This is a genomic window from Streptomyces cinereoruber, from assembly GCF_009299385.1.
In the GTDB taxonomy this organism is placed as follows: domain Bacteria; phylum Actinomycetota; class Actinomycetes; order Streptomycetales; family Streptomycetaceae; genus Streptomyces; species Streptomyces bikiniensis.
The window spans coordinates 6349736-6366740 of sequence record NZ_CP023693.1 but is presented as its reverse complement, the minus strand read 5'-3'; the positions used below and the strand labels follow the sequence as shown (position 1 = coordinate 6366740).

At 73.7% G+C, this 17005-nt stretch carries 18 protein-coding genes; 6 read left to right on the top strand and 12 right to left on the bottom strand.

What is annotated here, in order from left to right; genetic code table 11:
- Positions 1-8: 8 nt before the first annotated feature.
- Complete coding sequence (gene sph, locus CP977_RS28760) at positions 9-1034, top strand: sphingomyelin phosphodiesterase (RefSeq protein ID WP_062751270.1); 1026 nt, start codon at positions 9-11, stop codon at positions 1032-1034.
- A 22-nt stretch (positions 1035-1056) separates the two neighbouring features.
- Here the strand turns inward: sph and CP977_RS28755 are convergent, their stop codons facing one another.
- Together CP977_RS28755 and CP977_RS28750 are read right to left on the bottom strand one after the other, a co-directional pair.
- Positions 1057-1548, bottom strand: a complete 492-nt coding sequence (locus tag CP977_RS28755) for a hypothetical protein (RefSeq protein WP_062751272.1) — start codon at positions 1546-1548, stop codon at positions 1057-1059.
- Positions 1549-1642: 94 nt separating this feature from the next.
- Positions 1643-2137, bottom strand: a complete 495-nt coding sequence (locus CP977_RS28750) for a macro domain-containing protein (RefSeq protein WP_152371042.1) — start codon at positions 2135-2137, stop codon at positions 1643-1645.
- 123 nt (positions 2138-2260) lie between these two features.
- Here CP977_RS28750 and CP977_RS28745 point away from each other — a divergent pair, with 123 nt between their 5' ends.
- Positions 2261-2998, top strand: coding sequence for a MerR family transcriptional regulator (locus CP977_RS28745; protein WP_062751275.1), 738 nt, complete (start codon positions 2261-2263; stop codon positions 2996-2998).
- Positions 2999-3038: 40 nt separating this feature from the next.
- On the opposite strand, the gene CP977_RS28740 is transcribed toward CP977_RS28745, so the two are convergent.
- From CP977_RS28740 to CP977_RS28725, 4 genes are read right to left on the bottom strand one after another with little or no spacing between them, the layout of a single operon-like run.
- On the bottom strand, positions 3039-5213 hold the full coding sequence (locus CP977_RS28740; protein ID WP_062751277.1) for a 3-hydroxyacyl-CoA dehydrogenase NAD-binding domain-containing protein: 2175 nt from the start codon (positions 5211-5213) through the stop codon (positions 3039-3041).
- A 40-nt stretch (positions 5214-5253) separates the two neighbouring features.
- Positions 5254-6468: an acetyl-CoA C-acetyltransferase gene (locus tag CP977_RS28735; RefSeq protein ID WP_062751279.1), complete on the bottom strand. Its 1215-nt coding sequence runs from the start codon at positions 6466-6468 to the stop codon at positions 5254-5256.
- A 60-nt stretch (positions 6469-6528) separates the two neighbouring features.
- Entirely contained in the window at positions 6529-7671 is a 1143-nt protein-coding gene (locus CP977_RS28730) for an acyl-CoA dehydrogenase family protein (RefSeq protein WP_062751281.1), read from the bottom strand.
- Entirely contained in the window at positions 7668-8816 is a 1149-nt protein-coding gene (locus CP977_RS28725; protein WP_109184416.1) for a CaiB/BaiF CoA transferase family protein, read from the bottom strand. Before CP977_RS28725 ends, CP977_RS28730 begins: the two co-directional genes overlap by 4 nt.
- Before the next feature lie 214 nt (positions 8817-9030).
- Here CP977_RS28725 and CP977_RS28720 point away from each other — a divergent pair, with 214 nt between their 5' ends.
- On the top strand, positions 9031-10254 hold the full coding sequence (locus CP977_RS28720) for a saccharopine dehydrogenase family protein (RefSeq protein WP_152371041.1): 1224 nt from the start codon (positions 9031-9033) through the stop codon (positions 10252-10254).
- Positions 10255-10289: 35 nt separating this feature from the next.
- On the opposite strand, the gene CP977_RS28715 is transcribed toward CP977_RS28720, so the two are convergent.
- Together CP977_RS28715 and CP977_RS28710 are read right to left on the bottom strand one after the other, a co-directional pair.
- Positions 10290-10661 (bottom strand): VOC family protein, encoded by a 372-nt coding sequence (locus CP977_RS28715; RefSeq protein ID WP_062751287.1) that lies wholly within the window; start codon positions 10659-10661, stop codon positions 10290-10292.
- Between the two features lie 128 nt (positions 10662-10789).
- The gene (locus tag CP977_RS28710; RefSeq protein ID WP_062751290.1) at positions 10790-11515 is read right to left on the bottom strand and encodes an endonuclease V; all 726 of its coding nucleotides are present in this window, start codon (positions 11513-11515) and stop codon (positions 10790-10792) included.
- Between the two features lie 91 nt (positions 11516-11606).
- Here CP977_RS28710 and CP977_RS28705 point away from each other — a divergent pair, with 91 nt between their 5' ends.
- The 3 genes from CP977_RS28705 to CP977_RS28695 all read left to right on the top strand — a co-directional run bounded on the left by CP977_RS28705 (position 11607) and on the right by CP977_RS28695 (position 13990).
- Positions 11607-11906, top strand: coding sequence for a YciI family protein (locus CP977_RS28705; protein WP_062751293.1), 300 nt, complete (start codon positions 11607-11609; stop codon positions 11904-11906).
- A 106-nt stretch (positions 11907-12012) separates the two neighbouring features.
- On the top strand, positions 12013-12786 hold the full coding sequence (locus CP977_RS28700) for an SDR family NAD(P)-dependent oxidoreductase (RefSeq protein ID WP_267891077.1): 774 nt from the start codon (positions 12013-12015) through the stop codon (positions 12784-12786).
- Between the two features lie 67 nt (positions 12787-12853).
- On the top strand, positions 12854-13990 hold the full coding sequence (locus CP977_RS28695; RefSeq protein WP_229991467.1) for a Gfo/Idh/MocA family protein: 1137 nt from the start codon (positions 12854-12856) through the stop codon (positions 13988-13990).
- 43 nt (positions 13991-14033) lie between these two features.
- Here CP977_RS28695 and CP977_RS28690 read toward each other — a convergent pair whose 3' ends face one another.
- The 4 genes from CP977_RS28690 to CP977_RS28675 all read right to left on the bottom strand — a co-directional run bounded on the left by CP977_RS28690 (position 14034) and on the right by CP977_RS28675 (position 17003).
- The gene (locus CP977_RS28690; protein WP_109184414.1) at positions 14034-14735 is read right to left on the bottom strand and encodes a thioesterase II family protein; all 702 of its coding nucleotides are present in this window, start codon (positions 14733-14735) and stop codon (positions 14034-14036) included.
- Positions 14735-15502, bottom strand: coding sequence for a 4'-phosphopantetheinyl transferase family protein (locus CP977_RS28685; protein WP_062751295.1), 768 nt, complete (start codon positions 15500-15502; stop codon positions 14735-14737). The genes CP977_RS28690 and CP977_RS28685 overlap by 1 nt, the downstream gene beginning before the upstream one ends.
- Positions 15499-15864 carry an acyl carrier protein gene (locus tag CP977_RS28680; protein WP_062751298.1) on the bottom strand — a complete coding sequence of 122 codons (366 nt, stop codon included), beginning with the start codon at positions 15862-15864 and terminating at the stop codon, positions 15499-15501. Before CP977_RS28680 ends, CP977_RS28685 begins: the two co-directional genes overlap by 4 nt.
- A 104-nt stretch (positions 15865-15968) precedes the next feature.
- Positions 15969-17003 (bottom strand): AvrD family protein, encoded by a 1035-nt coding sequence (locus CP977_RS28675; protein ID WP_104860653.1) that lies wholly within the window; start codon positions 17001-17003, stop codon positions 15969-15971.
- Positions 17004-17005 lie beyond the last annotated feature (2 nt).

Genomic DNA, 17005 nt, shown 5'->3' with positions numbered 1-17005 from the left:
CTGATTGTATGTGCGGCGCCAGGCCAATCCCCCACACCTCCACGGGAGTTCACGTGACGTTCGCCGCGCTCCGCCGCGCCCCCGGCGCCGCCCTTTCCCTCGCGCTCGCCGCCGCCACCCTGGCGGCGACGGCCCCGGCCGCGTCCGCCGCGCCCGCCGAGACCCCTCGGCTGAAGGTCCTCACCTACAACGCGTTCCTCTTCTCGAAGACCCTCTACCCGAACTGGGGGCAGGACCACCGGGCGAAGGCGATCCCCGCCGCCCCCTTCTTCCAGGGGCAGGACGTCGTCGTCCTCCAGGAGGCCTTCGACAACTCCGCCTCCGACGCCCTCAAGGCGAACGCCGCCGGGCAGTACCCGCACCAGACCCCGGTCGTGGGCCGGAGCAAGAGCGGCTGGGACGCCACCGGCGGGTCCTACTCCGCGACCACGCCCGAGGACGGCGGCGTGACGATCCTCAGCAAGTGGCCGATCGTCCACAAGGAGCAGTACGTCTACAAGGACGCCTGCGGCGCCGACTGGTGGTCGAACAAGGGCTTCGCGTACACCGTGCTCGACGTGAACGGCAGCCGGGTCCACGTCCTCGGCACCCACGCGCAGTCCACCGACCCGGGGTGCTCGGCGGGCGAGGCGGCGCAGATGCGCAGCCGCCAGTTCAAGGCGATCGACGCCTTCCTCGACGCGAAGAGGATCCCGGCGGACGAGCAGGTGATCGTCGCGGGCGACATGAACGTCGACTCGCACACGCCCGAGTACGGCACGATGCTCGCCGACGCGGGCCTGGTGGGGGCCGACGCCCTCACCGGCCACCCGTACTCCTTCGACACCGCCCTGAACTCGATCGCCTCCGAGCGCTACCCGGACGACCCGCGCGAGAACCTCGACCACGTCCTCTTCCGCGCCGGGAACGCACGGCCGGCCGACTGGACCAACCACGTGGTCCTGGAGAAGAGCGCTCCGTGGACGGTCAGCAGCTGGGGCACCAGCTACACGTACACGAACCTCTCCGACCACTATCCGGTCACGGGCTTCTGACGACCGTCCCGGGGGCCGTGGCTCAGTAGCCGCGGCCCCCGAAGAGGCTGTAGAGCCAGGCGCCGAGCACCGCGACGACGCAGAGCATGACGAACCACGAGCCGGCGCCGGTGTGCCGCTCCTTCCGGGGGCGGCGGCCGGGGCGGGGGGCACGGGCCTTCCGCCCCGGCTTCTCGCGCTTCCCGGCTTTCCCGCCGCGGTCCGGCGCGGGCGCCGGCTCGTCCATCGCGGCGACGTCGGCGAGCAGACGGCGGCAGATCGCCGCCAGCTCCGCCGTCCCGGCCGTCAGGTCCACGACCACCTCGGTGCGCGCCGGCGCCGTCGTGCCGCCGTCCAGTATCCGTCCGGCGCGCAGCAGCGCCCGGTCCTTGCCCCCGGTCGGGGCCAGGCTGATCCAGCGGCGCACGTGCTCGCCCCGGATCACCACCCCGCCGCCCCGCTCGCGGTAGACGGTGTGCTCCCGCCACAGGATTCCGGCCAATTCCCCGGCCGTGTCCCTGAGTTCCGCGTACATCGAATCCCCCCTTGTCTCTCTGTCCCCGTCGCGCCGGCGGCCGACTCTAGCCCCCGCCCCCGAGGCCCCTCACCACACCCCGGCCCCGCGCCCCTTACGCGCCGAAGTCGTACACCGTGACCGGTATCCCCCGGTCCACGAGCCTCCGGAGGACCAGGGGCTTGACCCGGTCCCAGGAGCCGCCCGCGAGTCCGCAGCCGATCCGGGGCATGTGCACGGAGGCGCCCAGCTCGGCGGCCTTGTCCGCCAGCGCCCCGAGGGCCGTGTCGATCGCCTCGTACCGTACGGGGGCGCCGCCGCTCCGCCCCGTGCGGATCCCCCGCTGCCCCACCAGGTTGGCCACCCAGACGTACGGCTCGACCCGGACGAACCCGGCCGCGCCGAGGCCGAAGTCGTTCCCCGCGCGCTCCCGGTGCCACCGGCGGTAGGCGGCCTCCGGCTCGGGCCAGCGGCGGGAGAGGGCGAGGACGAAGCCCTTGCCCCAGCCGCCCAGGTCGTTGCAGACATGGGCGATGATCTTGACGCCCTTGCCCTGCGGGGAGGTGGCGTCCCCCCGGACGTACGCGATCCCGTTCGCACTCCCGTTCATGACGATCACGCTACGGGTGGCCACCGACAATCGCGCCGGTCTTTTACAGCGGTGGTGAGACAGCAATACTGTTCAAGCGGTCCGGACACGCGGGCCGACGGTCGGGGAAGCGAGGCGGCTCGGATGGACGTCGAGAGCGACGTGGAGCGCGGACCGCGCTACACCGTCGACGAGCTGGCCGCGCGGGCCGGGGTCACGGTGCGGACCGTGCGGTTCTACGGGACCCGGGGGCTCCTCCCGCCGCCCGTCATCGGGGCCCGGCGGGTGGGGCACTACGGGCCGGAGCACCTCTCCCGGCTCGCCCTCATCGAGGAGCTCCAGCGGCAGGGCATGACGCTCGCCGCGATCGAACGGTACCTGGAGCAGCTGCCGCCCGACCTCAGCGCGCGGGACCTGGCGGTACACCGGGCCCTGGTGGCCTCCTGGGCGCCCGAGTCCGCCGAGTCGATCACCCGGCGCGAGCTGGAGCGGCGGGCCGGGCGGGCGCTGACCGGGCGGGACGTCGACCGGCTCGCCGCGATGGGGGTCCTGGAGCGGACCGACGACGCCGACACGTACCGGCTCGACGGCTCGCTGCTGCGGCTCGGCGTGGAGATGCTGGACGTGCCCATCGAGCACGAGACGATCCTCGCCTCCCGGACCGTCCTCCTGGAGCACGCGCGGGCCGCCGCCCAGGAGCTGGCCCGGCTCTTCCAGGAGGAGGTGTGGAACCCGTACCGGGAGAGCGGCGAGGACCCGGACCACCTGAGAGCGATGAGGTCGCTCTCGGCCCACATGCAGCCGATGGTGATCCAGGCCCTCGTCACGGCCTTCCAGCGCTCGCTGAGCGAGGAGCTGAGGACGGCGTTCCGGAGTCCGTGACCGGTCGGTTCTCATGGCCGGTCACGGACTCCGTGACCGGTCAGGCGTCGGTGAAGACCTCGCCCCGCTCGGCCTTCTCCACCAGGAGGGCCGGCGGGGTGAAGCGCTCGCCGTACGTCTCCGCCAGCTCGCGGGCGCGGGCCGTGAAGCCGGCGACGCCGCCCTCGTAGCCGTTGATGTACTGGAGGATGCCGCCGCTCCAGGCCGGGAAGCCGATGCCCATGATGGAGCCGATGTTGGCGTCGGCGACCGAGGTCAGGACGCCCTCCTCCAGGAGGCGGACGGTGTCGATGGCCTCGGAGAACAGCATCCGCTCCTGCATGTCGCGGAAGGGGATCTCGTACCCCGGCTTGGTGAAGTGCTCGCGCAGGCCGGTCCAGAGCTTGCCCCGCTTGCCGTTCTCGTCGTACTCGTAGAAGCCGGCGCCGCCGCTGCGGCCGGGGCGCTCGAACTCGTCGACCATGCGGTCGATCACGGCCTCGCCCGGGTGGGTGGCCCAGACGCCGCCGGCCTCCTCGATCGCCCGCTTGGTCTCGTTGCGGATCTTGCGCGGCAGGGTCAGGGTCAGCTCGTCCATCAGGGAGAGGATCTTGGCCGGGTAGCCGGCCTGCGCCGCCGCCTGCTCGATGGAGGCGGGCTCGATGCCCTCGCCGACCATGGCGACGCCCTCGTTGAGGAACTGGCCGATCACCCGCGAGGTGAAGAAGCCGCGCGAGTCGTTGACGACGATCGGGGTCTTGTTGATCTGCCGGACCAGGTCGAAGGCGCGGGCCAGGGCCTCGTCGCTGCTCCGCTCGCCCTTGATGATCTCCACGAGCGGCATCTTGTCGACGGGCGAGAAGAAGTGCAGGCCGATGAAGTCGGCCTGGCGCTCCACGCCCTCGGCGAGGACGGTGATCGGCAGGGTGGAGGTGTTGGAGCAGAGCAGCGCGTCGGGCTCCACGACGGACTGGATCTCCTGGAACACCTTGTGCTTGAGGGCGGTGTCCTCGAAGACGGCCTCGATGACCGCGTCGCAGCCCGCGAGGTCGGCGACCTCGGCGGTGGGGGTGATGCGGGCGAGGAGGGCGTCGGCCTTCTCCTGGGTGGTGCGGCCCCGCGAGACGGCCTTGGCGCACAGCTTCTCGGAGTACGCCTTGCCCTTGGCGGCGGACTCGGCGGAGACGTCCTTGAGGACGACCTCGATGCCGGCGCGGGCGCAGGAGTAGGCGATGCCGGCGCCCATCATGCCGGCGCCGAGGACGGCGACCTTGCGGACCTGGCGGGGCTCGACGCCCTTGGGGCGGCTGGCGCCGGAGTTGACGGCCTGGAGGTCGAAGAAGAACGCCTGGATCATGTTCTTCGCCGTCTGGCCGGTGACCAGCTCGGTGAAGTAGCGGGACTCGATGACGGAGGCGGTCTCGAAGTCGACCTGGGAGCCCTCGACGGCGGCGGCCATGATGGCGGCGGGCGCCGGGTAGGGGGCGCCGTTCAGCTGCTTGCGCAGGTTGGCCGGGAAGGCCGGCAGGTTGGCGGCGAACTTCGGGTGCGCGGGGGTGCCGCCGGGGATCTTGTGGCCGGGCAGGTCCCAGGGCTGGTGCGACTCGGGGTGGGTGTCGATGAAGGCGACGGCCTTCGCGAGCATCTCCTCGGGGGTGGCGGCCAGCTCGTGCACCAGGCCGTTGTCCAGGGCCCGCTTGGGGTTGTACTGGGTGCCCTGGAGCAGCACCTTGAGGAGGGCGTCGGTGATGCCCATCAGGCGCACGGTGCGGGTGACGCCGCCGCCGCCCGGCAGCAGGCCGAGGGTGACCTCGGGCAGGCCGATCTTGGAGCCGGAGGCGTCGAGGGCGATCCGGTGGTGGGAGGCGAGGGCGATCTCGTAGCCGCCGCCGAGCGCGGCGCCGTTGATCGCGGCCACGACCGGCTTGCCGATGGTCTCGATGCGGCGCAGGGCCTTCTTCATCTCCAGGGCGCCCTCGAAGATGTCCTGTGCGTGCTCGGGGCCCGCCTGGATCATGTCCTTGAGGTCGCCGCCGGCGAAGAAGGTCTTCTTCGCGGAGGTGTAGACGATGCCCCGGATGGAGTCCTTCTCGGCCTCCACGCGGTCGGCGATCGCGATGATCGAGGCCCGGAAGGCCTGGTTCATGGTGTTGGCGGACTGGTTCGGGTCGTCCAGGACGAGGGTGACGATCCCGGTCTCGTCCTGCTCCCAGCGGATGGTGGTGCTCTCGCTCATGACTGATGCTTCTCCGTAAGAAGGGGTTCGGACGGGACGGTCAGACGCGCTCGACGACGGTGGCGATGCCCATGCCGCCGCCCACGCACAGGGTGGCCATGCCGTAGCGCTTGTCCTGGCGCTCCAGCTCGTCCACGAGGGTGCCCAGGATCATCGCGCCGGTGGCGCCGAGCGGGTGGCCGAGCGCGATGGCGCCGCCGTTGACGTTGACCTTGTCCAGCGTGGTGCCCATGTCCTTGACGAAGCGCAGGACGACGGCGGCGAAGGCCTCGTTGATCTCGACCAGGTCGATGTCGTCCATGGTCAGACCGGCCTTGGCCAGGGCCTTGCGGGCGGCCGGGGCCGGGCCGGTGAGCATGATGGTCGGCTCGGAGCCGGAGACGGCCACCGAGACGATCCGGGCGCGCGGCGTCAGCCCGTACCGCTCGCCGACCTCCTTGGAGCCGACGGCGACGAGGGCGGCGCCGTCCACGATGCCGGAGGAGTTGCCCGCGTGGTGGACGTGGTCGATCTCCTCGATCCAGTGGTACTTCTGCAGCGCGACCGCGTCGAAGCCGCCCAGCTCGCCGATGTCCGCGAAGGACGGCTTGAGCTTCGCGAGGGAGTCGGCGGTGGTGCCGGGGCGCAGGAACTCGTCGCGGTCGAGGACGGTGAGGCCCGCCCGGTCCTTGACGGGGACGACGGAGCGGGCGAAGCGGCCGTCCTTCCAGGCCGCGGCGGCGCGCTCCTGGGAGAGGGCCGCGTACTCGTCCACGTCCCGGCGGGAGAAGCCCTCGATGGTGGCGATGAGGTCGGCGCCGATGCCCTGGGGGACGAAGTTGGTCTCCAGGTTGGTCATCGGGTCGGCGAACCAGGCGCCGCCGTCGGAGCCCATCGGCACGCGGGACATGGACTCCACGCCGCCGGCCAGGACGAGGTCCTCCCAGCCGGAGCGGACCTTCATGGCGGCCATGTTGACCGCTTCGAGGCCGGAGGCGCAGAAGCGGTTCTCCTGGACGCCGGCGACGGTGTCGGGGAGTCCGGCCGCGATGGCGGAGATGCGGGCGATGTCGGAGCCCTGGTCACCGACCGGGCCGACGACGCCGAGGACGATGTCGTCGATGGCGGCCGGGTCGAGGCCGGGGTTGCGGCTCTGGATCTCCTTGATCAGGCCGACGACCAGGTCGATCGGCTTGGTGCCGTGCAGGGAGCCACTGGCCTTGCCACGACCGCGCGGGGTGCGGATCGCGTCGTACACGTACGCTTCGGTGCTCACGGGAAGCCTTTCGCGATGAGGGTGGGAGGGGTTCCGCCGGGGGTGTCGCGGGGGTGGAGGTCAGCCGAGGAGGGAACGGCCGATGATCTCCTTCATGATCTCGGTGGTGCCGCCGTAGATGGTCTGGATGCGGCCGTCGGTGTAGGCCCTGGCGACCGGGAATTCAGTCATGTAGCCGTACCCGCCGTGCAGTTGCAGGCAGCGGTCGGCGACCTTCTTCTGGAGTTCGGTCGCCCACCACTTGGCCATCGAGGCGTCCACGGCGTCCAGCGCGCCGTTCGCGTGCTCCTCGATGCAGCGGTCCAGGAAGGCCCGGGTGACGGCGCACTCGGTGGCCATCTCCGCGATCTCGAAGCGGATGTGCTGGAGCCGGGAGAGCGGGCGGCCGAAGGCCTCGCGCTCCTTGACGTAGGTGGTGGTGATCTCCAGGAGGTGTTCGGCGGCGGCGATGCCGGCGACGGCGATGGCCATCCGCTCCTGGGCCAGGTTGGTCATCAGGTGGATGAAGGCGCCGTTGAGCTCGCCGAGCAGGTTCTCCTTGGGGACGCGGACGTCGTGGAAGAACAGCTCGGCGGTGTCCTGGGACTTCTGGCCGATCTTGTCGAGGTTCCGGCCGCGCTCGAAGCCCTCCGCGCCGCGCTCCACGACGAGGAGGGAGAGGCCGTGGGCGCCGCCCTCGGGGGTGGTGCGGGCGACGACGACCACGAGGTCGGCCAGGATGCCGTTGGAGATGAAGGTCTTGGAGCCGTTGAGGACCCAGTGGTCGCCGCGGTCCTCGGCGGTGGTGCGGATGCCCTGGAGGTCGGAGCCCGCGCCCGGCTCGGTCATGGCGATGGCGGTGATGGTCTCGCCGGAGCAGAAGCCGGGCAGCCAGCGCCGCTTCTGCTCGTCGGTGGCGAGGGAGGTGAGGTACGGGCCGATGATGTCGTTGTGCAGGCCGAGGGCGAGGCCGGGGGTGCCGGCCCGGGTGAACTCCTCGGCGAGGACGGCGCCGTAGCGGAAGTCGGGGTTGCCGCCGCCCCCGTACTCCTCGTCCACGGCGATGCCGAGCAGGCCCTGCCGTCCGGCGGCGAGCCAGGCCTCGCGGGAGACGATGCCGTCCTTCTCCCACTGCTCGTAGTGGGGCAGCACCTCCTTCTCCAGGAAGGTGCGCACGACCGCCCGGAAGGCTTCGTGGTCCTCGGTGTAGATGCGGCGCTTCATGCGGAAGTCTCCTGGGGGTGCAGGGAGGGTACGGCCCAGTCGCGGGCGACCTCGGCGGTGTCGGCACCGGGCAGGGCGGGGCCCGTGCGCAGGGTGCCGGGGGTGACGGAGAAGCGGGGTGCGGGGGCCGGCTGGACCTGCCCCTCGTGCTCGGTGAAGGTGCCGCGGGCGGCCAGGTGCGGGTGGGCCGGGGCCTCGCCCAGGGAGAGGACGGGGGCCACGCAGGCGTCGGAGCCGTCGAAGACCTCGGTCCACTCCTGCCGGGTGCGGCCCAGGAACGCCTTGGCGACGGCCTCGCGCAGCCCGGGCCAGCGGGCGAGGTCGTAGCGGCCGGCGGCGGCCTCCTCGCCGAGCCCGAGGAGGCGGACGAAGTCGGCGTAGAACCGCTCCTCCAGGGCGCCGACCGCCATGTGACCGCCGTCGGAGGTCGCGTACACCCCGTAGAAGGGGCAGCCGCCGTCGAGGAGGTTGGTGCCGCGCCGGTCCTGCCAGCTCCCGGCGGCCAGCATGCCCCGGATCATGGTGGTGAGGTGGGCGGTGCCGTCCACGATCGCGGCGTCCACGACCTGGCCCTCGCCGTGGGCGCGGGCGTGCTGGAGGGCGGCGAGGACGCCGATGACCAGGTAGAGCGAGCCGCCGGCGTAGTCCCCGAGCAGGTTGGCCGGGATCGTCGGCGGACCCTCCGGGTCCGGGCCGATCATGCCGAGGGCGCCGGTGATCGCGATGTAGCCGATGTCGTGGCCGGCGGTGGGGGCGAGCGGTCCGTCCTGGCCCCAGCCGGTCATCCGGCCGTAGACCAGGTGCGGGTTGCGGGCGAGGCAGGCGTCCGGGCCGATGCCGAGGCGCTCGGCGACACCGGGCCGGTAGCCCTCGATCAGGACGTCCGCGCGCTCGACCAGGTCGAGGACGGTCGCGGGGCCGTCGGCCGCCTTGAGGTCCACGAGGACCGAGCGTTTGTTGCGGTTGGTGAGGTCGCGGGCGGGGTCGATGCCGAGCCCCGGGCCGCCGGGCCGGTCGACCCGCACGACGTCCGCGCCGAGGTCGGCGAGGAGCATGGCGGCGAAGGGGCCGGGGCCGATGCCGGCCAGTTCCACCACGCGGACCCCGGTCAGGGGGCCGTTGCGGGCGGCGTGCGTCGTGCTCATCGAACCCCCGGAAGTGTGTGACACCAATGATGTAACACCAGAGATGCTAGGAACGTGTTCCACTCGGCACAAGCCCCCCGGCCGAGCAAGCGCTTGGAAAATTCGGGGAGACGCCTTCGCCCGAGGGCCCGGGAGATCCGGAGGTGGTCTTCCGCTATCCTCCGCCGACGACGACCGCGCACGGCGGCGCGGTCCGGCCGAAGCGAGGGGCTGCATGGACACAGGGGCGGGCGTGGCGAACGGGGCGGGCGCGGACCCGGAGCGCGGGGACAGGCCGTACGACGTGGTCCTCTTCGGGGCCACCGGGTTCGTGGGCGAACTGACCGCGGAGTACCTGGCCGAGCACGCCCCCGCCGGGTGCCGCTGGGCACTGGGGGGACGCAGTCTCGGCAGGCTGGAGGCGCTGCGGGACCGGCTGGCCTCGGGCCGGCCGCACCTGGCGGGCCTCCCGCTGGTCGTGGCGGACTCCGCCGACCCGGACTCGCTGCGCGAACTGGCCGAATCCGCGCGGGTGGTGGCGACGACGGTCGGACCGTACGTCTGGTACGGCGAGGGGCTCGTCGCCGCCTGCGCGGAGGCCGGCACGGACTACCTGGACCTGACGGGCGAGGCCGAGTTCGTGGACCTGATGTACGTGCGGCACGACGCGCGCGCCCGGGAGACCGGCGCCCGGATCGTGCACGCCTGCGGCTTCGACTCGATCCCGCACGACCTGGGCGTGCACTTCACCGTGGGGCAGCTCCCGGAGGGCGTGCCGCTGCGGGTGGACGGTTTCGTACGGGCCGGGGCCGCGTTCTCCGGCGGCACGTTCGCCTCCGCGCTGACCGCGCTCGGCCGGGGCCGGGAGGTCCTGCGGGCCGCGCGCGAACGGCGCCTGCACGAGCCCCGGTTGGTGGGCCGCCGGTCGCGCGCCCCGCTCGGCGGCCCCCGGTTCAGCCGGGAGACGGGCACGTGGGCGCTGCCGCTGCCGACGCTCGACCCGCAGGTCGTGGCGCGCTCGGCGGCGGCCCTCGACCGGTACGGGCCGGACTTCCGCTACCGGCACTACGCCTCCGTGAAGACGCTCCCGATGGCGCTCGGCGGCGCGGCCGCCGTCGGCGCGGGCGTGGCGGCGGCCCAACTCCCTCCCGTACGGAGCTGGCTGATGGGGCGTTACAGCGCCGGGGAGGGCCCGTCGGCCGAGCGGCGCGCCCGCAGCTGGTTCTCCGTGCGGTTCGTGGGCGAGGGCGGCGGGCGGCGGGTCTTCACCGAGGTGTCGGGCGGCGACCCGGGGTACGACGAGACGGCCAAGATGCTCGCCGAGTCGGCCCTCTGCCTCGCCTTCGACCCGCTGCCGAAGACCGCGGGCCAGGTGACGACGGCGGCCGCCATGGGCGACGCCCTCACCGCCCGGCTGCGCGAGGCGGGCATCCGCTTCCGGGTGGCGCACCGGGGGTAGGCAGGGCTTGGCGGATCGGGCCCCGGTCCACCGGATCAGGGCCGTACGAGCCGGAAGGGATGCCCGGCCGGGTCCGCGTAGACGCGTCGGGCCGGGTCGCCTCCCCCGTCGTCCAGCGGTACGGCTCCGAGCGCGAGGACGGCCTCGTCGGCGGCGGCCAGGTCGTCGACCCGCACGTCGAAGTGGAACTGCTGCTCGGGCGCGCCCCAGGCGGGCGACCGGTGGCCGGGGACGCTCTGGAAGGCCAGGACCGGGCCGCCGTCGCCGCGCAGCACGACACAGCCCTCGCCGACGGTCCACCGGGGGTCGGGGGCGTCGACCACACCGCCGACCAACCGCTGGTAGAACAGGGCGAGTTCGTACGCGTCGGGGCAGTCGAGGACGACGCACCGCAGCCGCCCGATCATGCGCGGCCCCCGGTGGCGGCGGGGATCGGACTCGGGCCGCGCGGGGCGGCGCGCGGCGGAACGGGAGGAGGAGTCGTCATGGCCCCACCCTGCCGGGCGGTCCGGGGATCCGGTATCCGTACGCGTACTCAGAAGGCCCCGGGCGCCCCCGGCGGGCTCGCGTGCTCCCCGAGCGCGTCCTTCAGGGCGCGGCGGCAGAGGGAGTCGGCGTGGCGGGTGGTCTCCGGGAGGCGGTAGCGCGGGGTGAGGCGGAGGGTGTGGGCGCAGGCGCCGGCGAGGGAGACCCGGTGTCCGACGGAGACGAAGACCGGCTTGACCCCGGCCCGGGTGCGGACGGCCCGCCCCACCTCCTCCCCGTCGGCGAGCAGCGGGGACGTGTCGCCGCGCGCGGGTCCCGGCTCCTCGTACGCGAAGGCGAAGGGGTTCTTGGCGACGCCGACGGACGGGCGTCCGGTGAGCACGCCGAGGTGGCTGGCGAGGCCGAAGCGGCGCGGGTGGGCGAGGCCGTAGCCGTCGCAGACCAGGAGGCCGGGGTCGGCGGTCAGGGAGTCGAGCGCGGCGAGCACGGTCGGGATCTCCCGGAAGGCGAGGAGACCGGGGACGTACGGGAACGAGATCCGGCCGACCGCCGTCGCCTCCTCCACGACCTCCAGGGTGCGCGCGTCGAGCACGACGGCCGCGGCGGCGACGAGGTCCCGCTCGTCGTCGTAGGCCACGTCGAGCCCCGTGACGTGCCCCTCGCCGGCCGGCGGCCCCTCCTCGTCCCGTACGAGGCGCGCCCTCAGCTCCCGCTGGACGGCGAGGGCGGTGGTCTCGTCGGCGGGCCAGCCCGCCGGAATCTCGATGATCGTCATGATGCGGGCCAGCCTACGACCGGCCGGGCGTGCGTCCCGAGGGCCGGGACGGACGCCCGGCCGGGGTCGCGGCGCCGGTAGCCTGGCGATCATGTTCGTACTGGAATTGACCTACACCGCCCCCGTCGAGCGGGTGGACGCGCTGCTCGACGCGCACGTCGAGTGGCTCGACGCGCAGTACGCCGCCGGCGTGTTCCTCGCGTCCGGCCGGAAGAACCCCCGGGACGGCGGGGTGATCCTGGCCGCCGGGGTCGACCGCGCGGAGATCGAGAGGATCGCGGCGGCCGACCCGTTCAGCGCCGAGGGGGTGTGCGCGTACCGGATCACGGAGTTCCACGCGACCAGGACGGTCGACGGGATCGCCGCGTACCGGGAGCGACCGCCCTCCTGAAACCCGGCCGCTCGCGCGACCGCGCACATGGCCGAATCCGGCCTTCCCGGACAGGGGCGCGGGGGTACGATCCGGCGCAGGCTGATTCGGTCATGGGGGGGCTGAAGTGAAGCACAGTGCTGGAATTCTCGACGGGCGGACCGTCCTGATCACCGGGGCTTCGAGCGGGATCGGGGCGGCCGCCGCCCGGGTCTTCGCGGACGAGGGCGCGGCGGTGGTGCTGACCGCGCGCCGGGCGGAACCGCTGGAGAAGCTCGCCGCGGAGATACACGCACAGGGCGGACGGGCCGAGGCGGTCGTCGGAGACGTGACGGTCCCGGCGGACGTCACCCGGATCGTCGACCACGCGCTCTCCGCCTTCGGGTCGCTCGACGGAGCCTTCAACAACGCCGGCTGGGGCACCCTCGGCACCCCGCTGCACGAGGTGGACGACGCCGTCTACGACCGGATCATGGACGTCAACGTGCGGGGGGTCTGGAACTGCCTCAAGGCGCAGTTACCCGTGATGTCCCGCCAGGAGGGGGGCGGCACGATCGTCAACACCTCCAGTACCGCAGGGCTCTTCGCCACCGGGGCGATCTCCCCCTACGTGGCCGCCAAGCACGCCGTGCTCGGGCTGACCCGGGCCGCGGCGGCCGAGTACGGGGCGCTCGGCGTCCGGGTCAACGCCCTGATGGTGGGCTCCACGCGCACCGAGCTCATGGAACAGGCCATCGAGGCCGTGCCGGCGCTCGAACGGGCCGCCGTCGCCAGGGCCGTGCAGAAACGACTCGCCGAGCCCGCCGAGGTGGCGCGGGCCGCGGCCTGGCTCCTCAGCGACCGGGCGTCCTTCGTGACCGGCGGCGCGGTGCCCGTCGACGGGGGATGCAGCGCGGTCTGACTGTTGGTGGTGGCAAGAGGTCCGGCACACACTTGTCCGTGCCGGGCGCCCCTCCGAACATGAGGTCATGCCCTCGTCCATGACACAGCGCACCAGTACGCGTACGAACACCGGTCCCCTCAAGCCCCTCGGCGTCGGCGTCGTCGGCCTCAGCGCCGACGGCGGCTGGGGGCAGCGCGGGCACCTGCCCGCCCTGCAGGCCGTCGACGGCTTCGAGCTGCGGGGACTCACCGCCTCCACGCCCGAGTCGGCGGCCCGCGCAGCCGAGAAGTACGGAGTCCCGCTCGCCTTCACCGACCCCGCCGAACTCGCCGCCCACGACGACATCGACCTGATCGTGGTCTCCGTGCGGGTCCCCCGGCACCGCGAGACGATCACGCCGGCGCTGGAGTCGGGCAAGACCGTCCTCAGCGAGTGGCCGCTCGCCGTCGACCTGGCCGAGGCGGAGGAACTGGCCGCGCTCGCCGACCGGCACGGGGCGCGGACCGCCGTGGGCCTCCAGGCCCGTTCGGCGCCGGGCGTGCGCTATGTGCGCGACCTGATCGCCGACGGGTACGTGGGCGAGGTCCTGTCCACCACCCTGGTCGGGTCGGGCGGCGGCTGGGGGCCGGTCATCGGCGCCGGCAGCGCGTACCTGGCCGACCGGGCCAACGGCGCCACCCTGCTGACCATCCCCTTCGGGCACACGCTGGACGCCCTGACGATGTGCCTGGGCGGCTTCGCCTCGCTCGGCGCCACGACGGCGACGCGCCGGCCCCGGGTGCGGGTCGCCGAGACCGGGGAGCCCCTGACGATGACCGCCGAGGACCAGATCGCCGTCTCCGGCGAGCTGGAGGGCGGCGCGGTGGCCTCCCTGCACTACCGGGGCGGCTCCAGCCGCGGCACCAACCTGCGGTGGGAGATCAACGGCACCGAGGGCGACCTGGTGATCACGGGCGACACCGGCCACCTGCAGTTCGGGCAGTTCGGGATCGCCGGCGCCCGCGGCGACGACTCGGCCCTCCGGGACCTGCCGGTGCCCGAGCGGTACCGGAGCCTGCCGGGGGTCGACGGGCCGGCCGAGGCCGTCGCGCACGCGTACGCCCAGCTGCGCACCGACATCGAGGAGGGGACCTCGGTCGTCCCCGGCTTCGCGCACGCCGTGGAGCACCACCGGCTGCTCGACCGGATCGCCCGGGCCGCCGCGTCCGGCACGCGGCAGTAGCTCCCGCGCGGCGTCCGGATCATCCGGGTCCCCGTCCTCTCCTTCAGAGGGCGGGGACCTCCGCCATGCGCGCGCAGACCGACTCGGCGTGGTCGAAGAGGAAGAAGTGGCCGCCCGGCCACAGGTGGTAGGAGGCCGGGGGCCGCGCGTACGCCGTCCAGTCGTCGAGCAGGGCCGCCGGGGCCAGCGGGTCGTCGGTGCCGCCGAACACCGCGAGCGGGGCACGCAGCGGCGGGCCCGGGGCGGGGGTGTAGCCGTCGATCAGGCGCAGGTCCTCCCGTACGGCCCGGGCGGCGCGGTGGGCCAGGGCGTCCGGGAGGCCGGCGGTCGGGAGGCGGGCGTGGCGCAGCACCCGGTCCCGGCGGGCGGGGCGGAGGTGGGGGGCGAGGCTGCCGGAGACGCCGAGCCAGTCGGGTCCGGTCCCCTCGTCCTCCAGGCGCCGGACGAGCTCGTAGGCGAGCAGCGCCCCCATGCTGTGGCCGAACACGGCGTAGGGGGCGGCGAGTTCGTCCCGGACTTCCCGGTGGACGTGCGCCACGGCCTCCTCGGCGGTACGGCACCGGGCGCCGTCCCGGTCGAGGAACCGGCCGGGCAGGTCGACGCCGAGGACCCGCCAGGCGCGGGGAAGGTGCGGCAGGAGGGGCCCGAAGCCCCGCGAGGAGCCGCCCGCGTGGTGCAGCAGCACCAGGGTGAGGGCGGGGCGGGCGGCGGGCTCGCGGGGCGGGCTCAGTTCGCGCAGCGGCATCAGCCGACCAGTTCGCCGAGGAACAGGTCCTGCTTGTCGAGGCTCAGGGTGGCGCCCTTGAACAGCCGGTCCATGGGGAGCCAGTGCGCCCGCAGCGACTCCGGGGGCCCGGGGCCCCGCAGCGCGGCGGCGGCGAGGTGCCGGGGACCGCAGGGGACGTCGAGGACGGTCCAGTCGGCGGGGCGGCGGGTGACGTCGGCGCCGAGGTAGTCGGCGGCCAGGCCGCGGGCGAGGCCCGTGCCGATCCCCTTCAGGTACGCCTCCTTGCGCGTCCACAGCCGGCCGAAGGCGACGGTGTCGACGGCGGAGGCGTCGTGTCCGAGCTCGGCGCGCTCGTCGGGGTGGAGGACCGGGAAGCAGACCCGGGTGGTCTCGCCGGTGGGGATCCGTTCGACGTCCACGCCGATGGGCAGCGGCGACACCCCGATGAGCGCCATCCCGTTCCCGTGCGAGAGCGAGAAGTGGAGGTCCGTCCCGGGTGCCTCCACGACCGGCCTGCCGTGCGGCTCGCCGCAGCAGGGGCAGGGCTCGCGGCCGAAGCGGAGGGCCGTCGGCCCGGTGCCGAGGTAGGCGCCGAGCAGGCGGCGCAGCGCGATGTGGGCGGAGCTGTAGAGCAGGCGGCACGTCTCCCGGCGGCAGGTGCCGGCCCGGGCGCGTTCGGTCGCGTCGAGTTCGTCCAGGTCGAGGACCCCGGTGCAGGCGCCGAGCTCGGGCTGGCGCAGCAGCCACAGGTCGGCGCCCCTCTGGGGTGGGGGTGACAGCCTCACGCGAGCACGTCCTCCAGGTGGGCGGCGAGCTCCGGGACGCTCCGCGCCCGCAGGATCACGGCGAGTTCGGGGGCGGCGCCGAGGGTCGCCTCGATCCGCGTGCGCAGTTCGAGTCCGGTCATCGAGCCGATCCCCAGGTCGGCCGTCGTGCGGTCGCGGGCGACCGCCTCGGCCGGGCAGTCCAGGACGCGGCCGATCTCCTGGCGGAGGTAGTCGTCGAGGAGTCGCCCGCGGTGCCCGGGGGGTGCGGCGGCGAACGCCGCGGGGGTGAGGACCGGGGGTTCCGGGGCGGTGGGCGGGGCCGGTTCCGGCACGGACTCGGCGGGGTCGGTGCGGAACCAGTCGAGCAGGGCCTGATCCATGGACGTGAGACCTTTGCTGGAAGGGGCGTGGAGGGGAGGGAGGGGGCGGTCGGGTGGACGGCGTGCGCCGCCGCGGCCGTGGCGGCCGCGGCGGCGCACCCCGCTCAGATCGCTGCGGCGGCCGCCTCGGGGGGCAGCTCGTGGGCGAAGCCGCAGCGCAGCGCCACGCCCGCCAGTTCCGCCCTGACCTCGACGCTGCGCCAGATCCCGCCGCGCAGCGGCAGCAGCCGCTTGCCGGTGAGTTCGGCGCGGGCGAGGCGCGAGCGGTCCGGGTGGTCGGGGAGTTCCACCGGTTCGGGGGCGGCTTCGAGCACCGTCTGCATCATCCACAGGGTGTTGCTCTCGGCCCGGCTGACGTTGTCCAGCTCGTACATGAGGATCTGGACGAGCTGGAGGTTCACCACGAAGACGTCGACGAGCGAGAGCGACGACTGGTGGGCGCCCTCGATGCCCTCGCGGGCGGGCTCGGGCTCGGGGGCGAAGTGCACGTCGGCCTGGGCCACGAGGGCGTCCATGTCCACGCGCACGTCGCTGATGGCGTGGTGCCGGCGCTTGAACCCCTCTCCCCAGAACCGGTGCGCGCCGGGGCCCAGCGCCCGGTCCAGGTCGGCGTGGCGGGCCTCCTCGACGGCACGGGTGACGATCTCGTGCTCGATCTCGGTGCGGACCCTCAGGTTGCCGACGGTGCAGTCGTGCACGGTCAGGTACCGGTCGGGGTGCCCGGTCCGGTCCGCGGTCTTCACCAGGCGGGCCGCGAGCGGGATGTCCCGCAGCTCCTCCTGGGGGGCTCCGCCGGCGCGCAGGACGACCTTGTGCAGCCGCATCCGGGTGCGGGCGGCGGCGTCGAGCCCGTAGCCGTGCGCGAGGTGCAGCTCGGCGAGCTGGACGGCGAGGACGAGGGCGTCGACCGTGCTGAGGTGGGGCCGCAGGTCGGTGCCGTCCTTCTTGCGGGACCAGTCCGCGGGGTACCCGACGTCGACGGTGGCGCGGACCCCGGCGTCGGGGGCGTCGGCGGGGGTGACGACGACGTCGCGGACGTCGTACTCGGCACGCTGATAGCCGCGGGAGAAGAAGCGGGTCTCGCCGGGGCCCAGGTAGTCGTCGATGGTCTTGAGCAGGATCTGTCGGCCGGTACGCACGC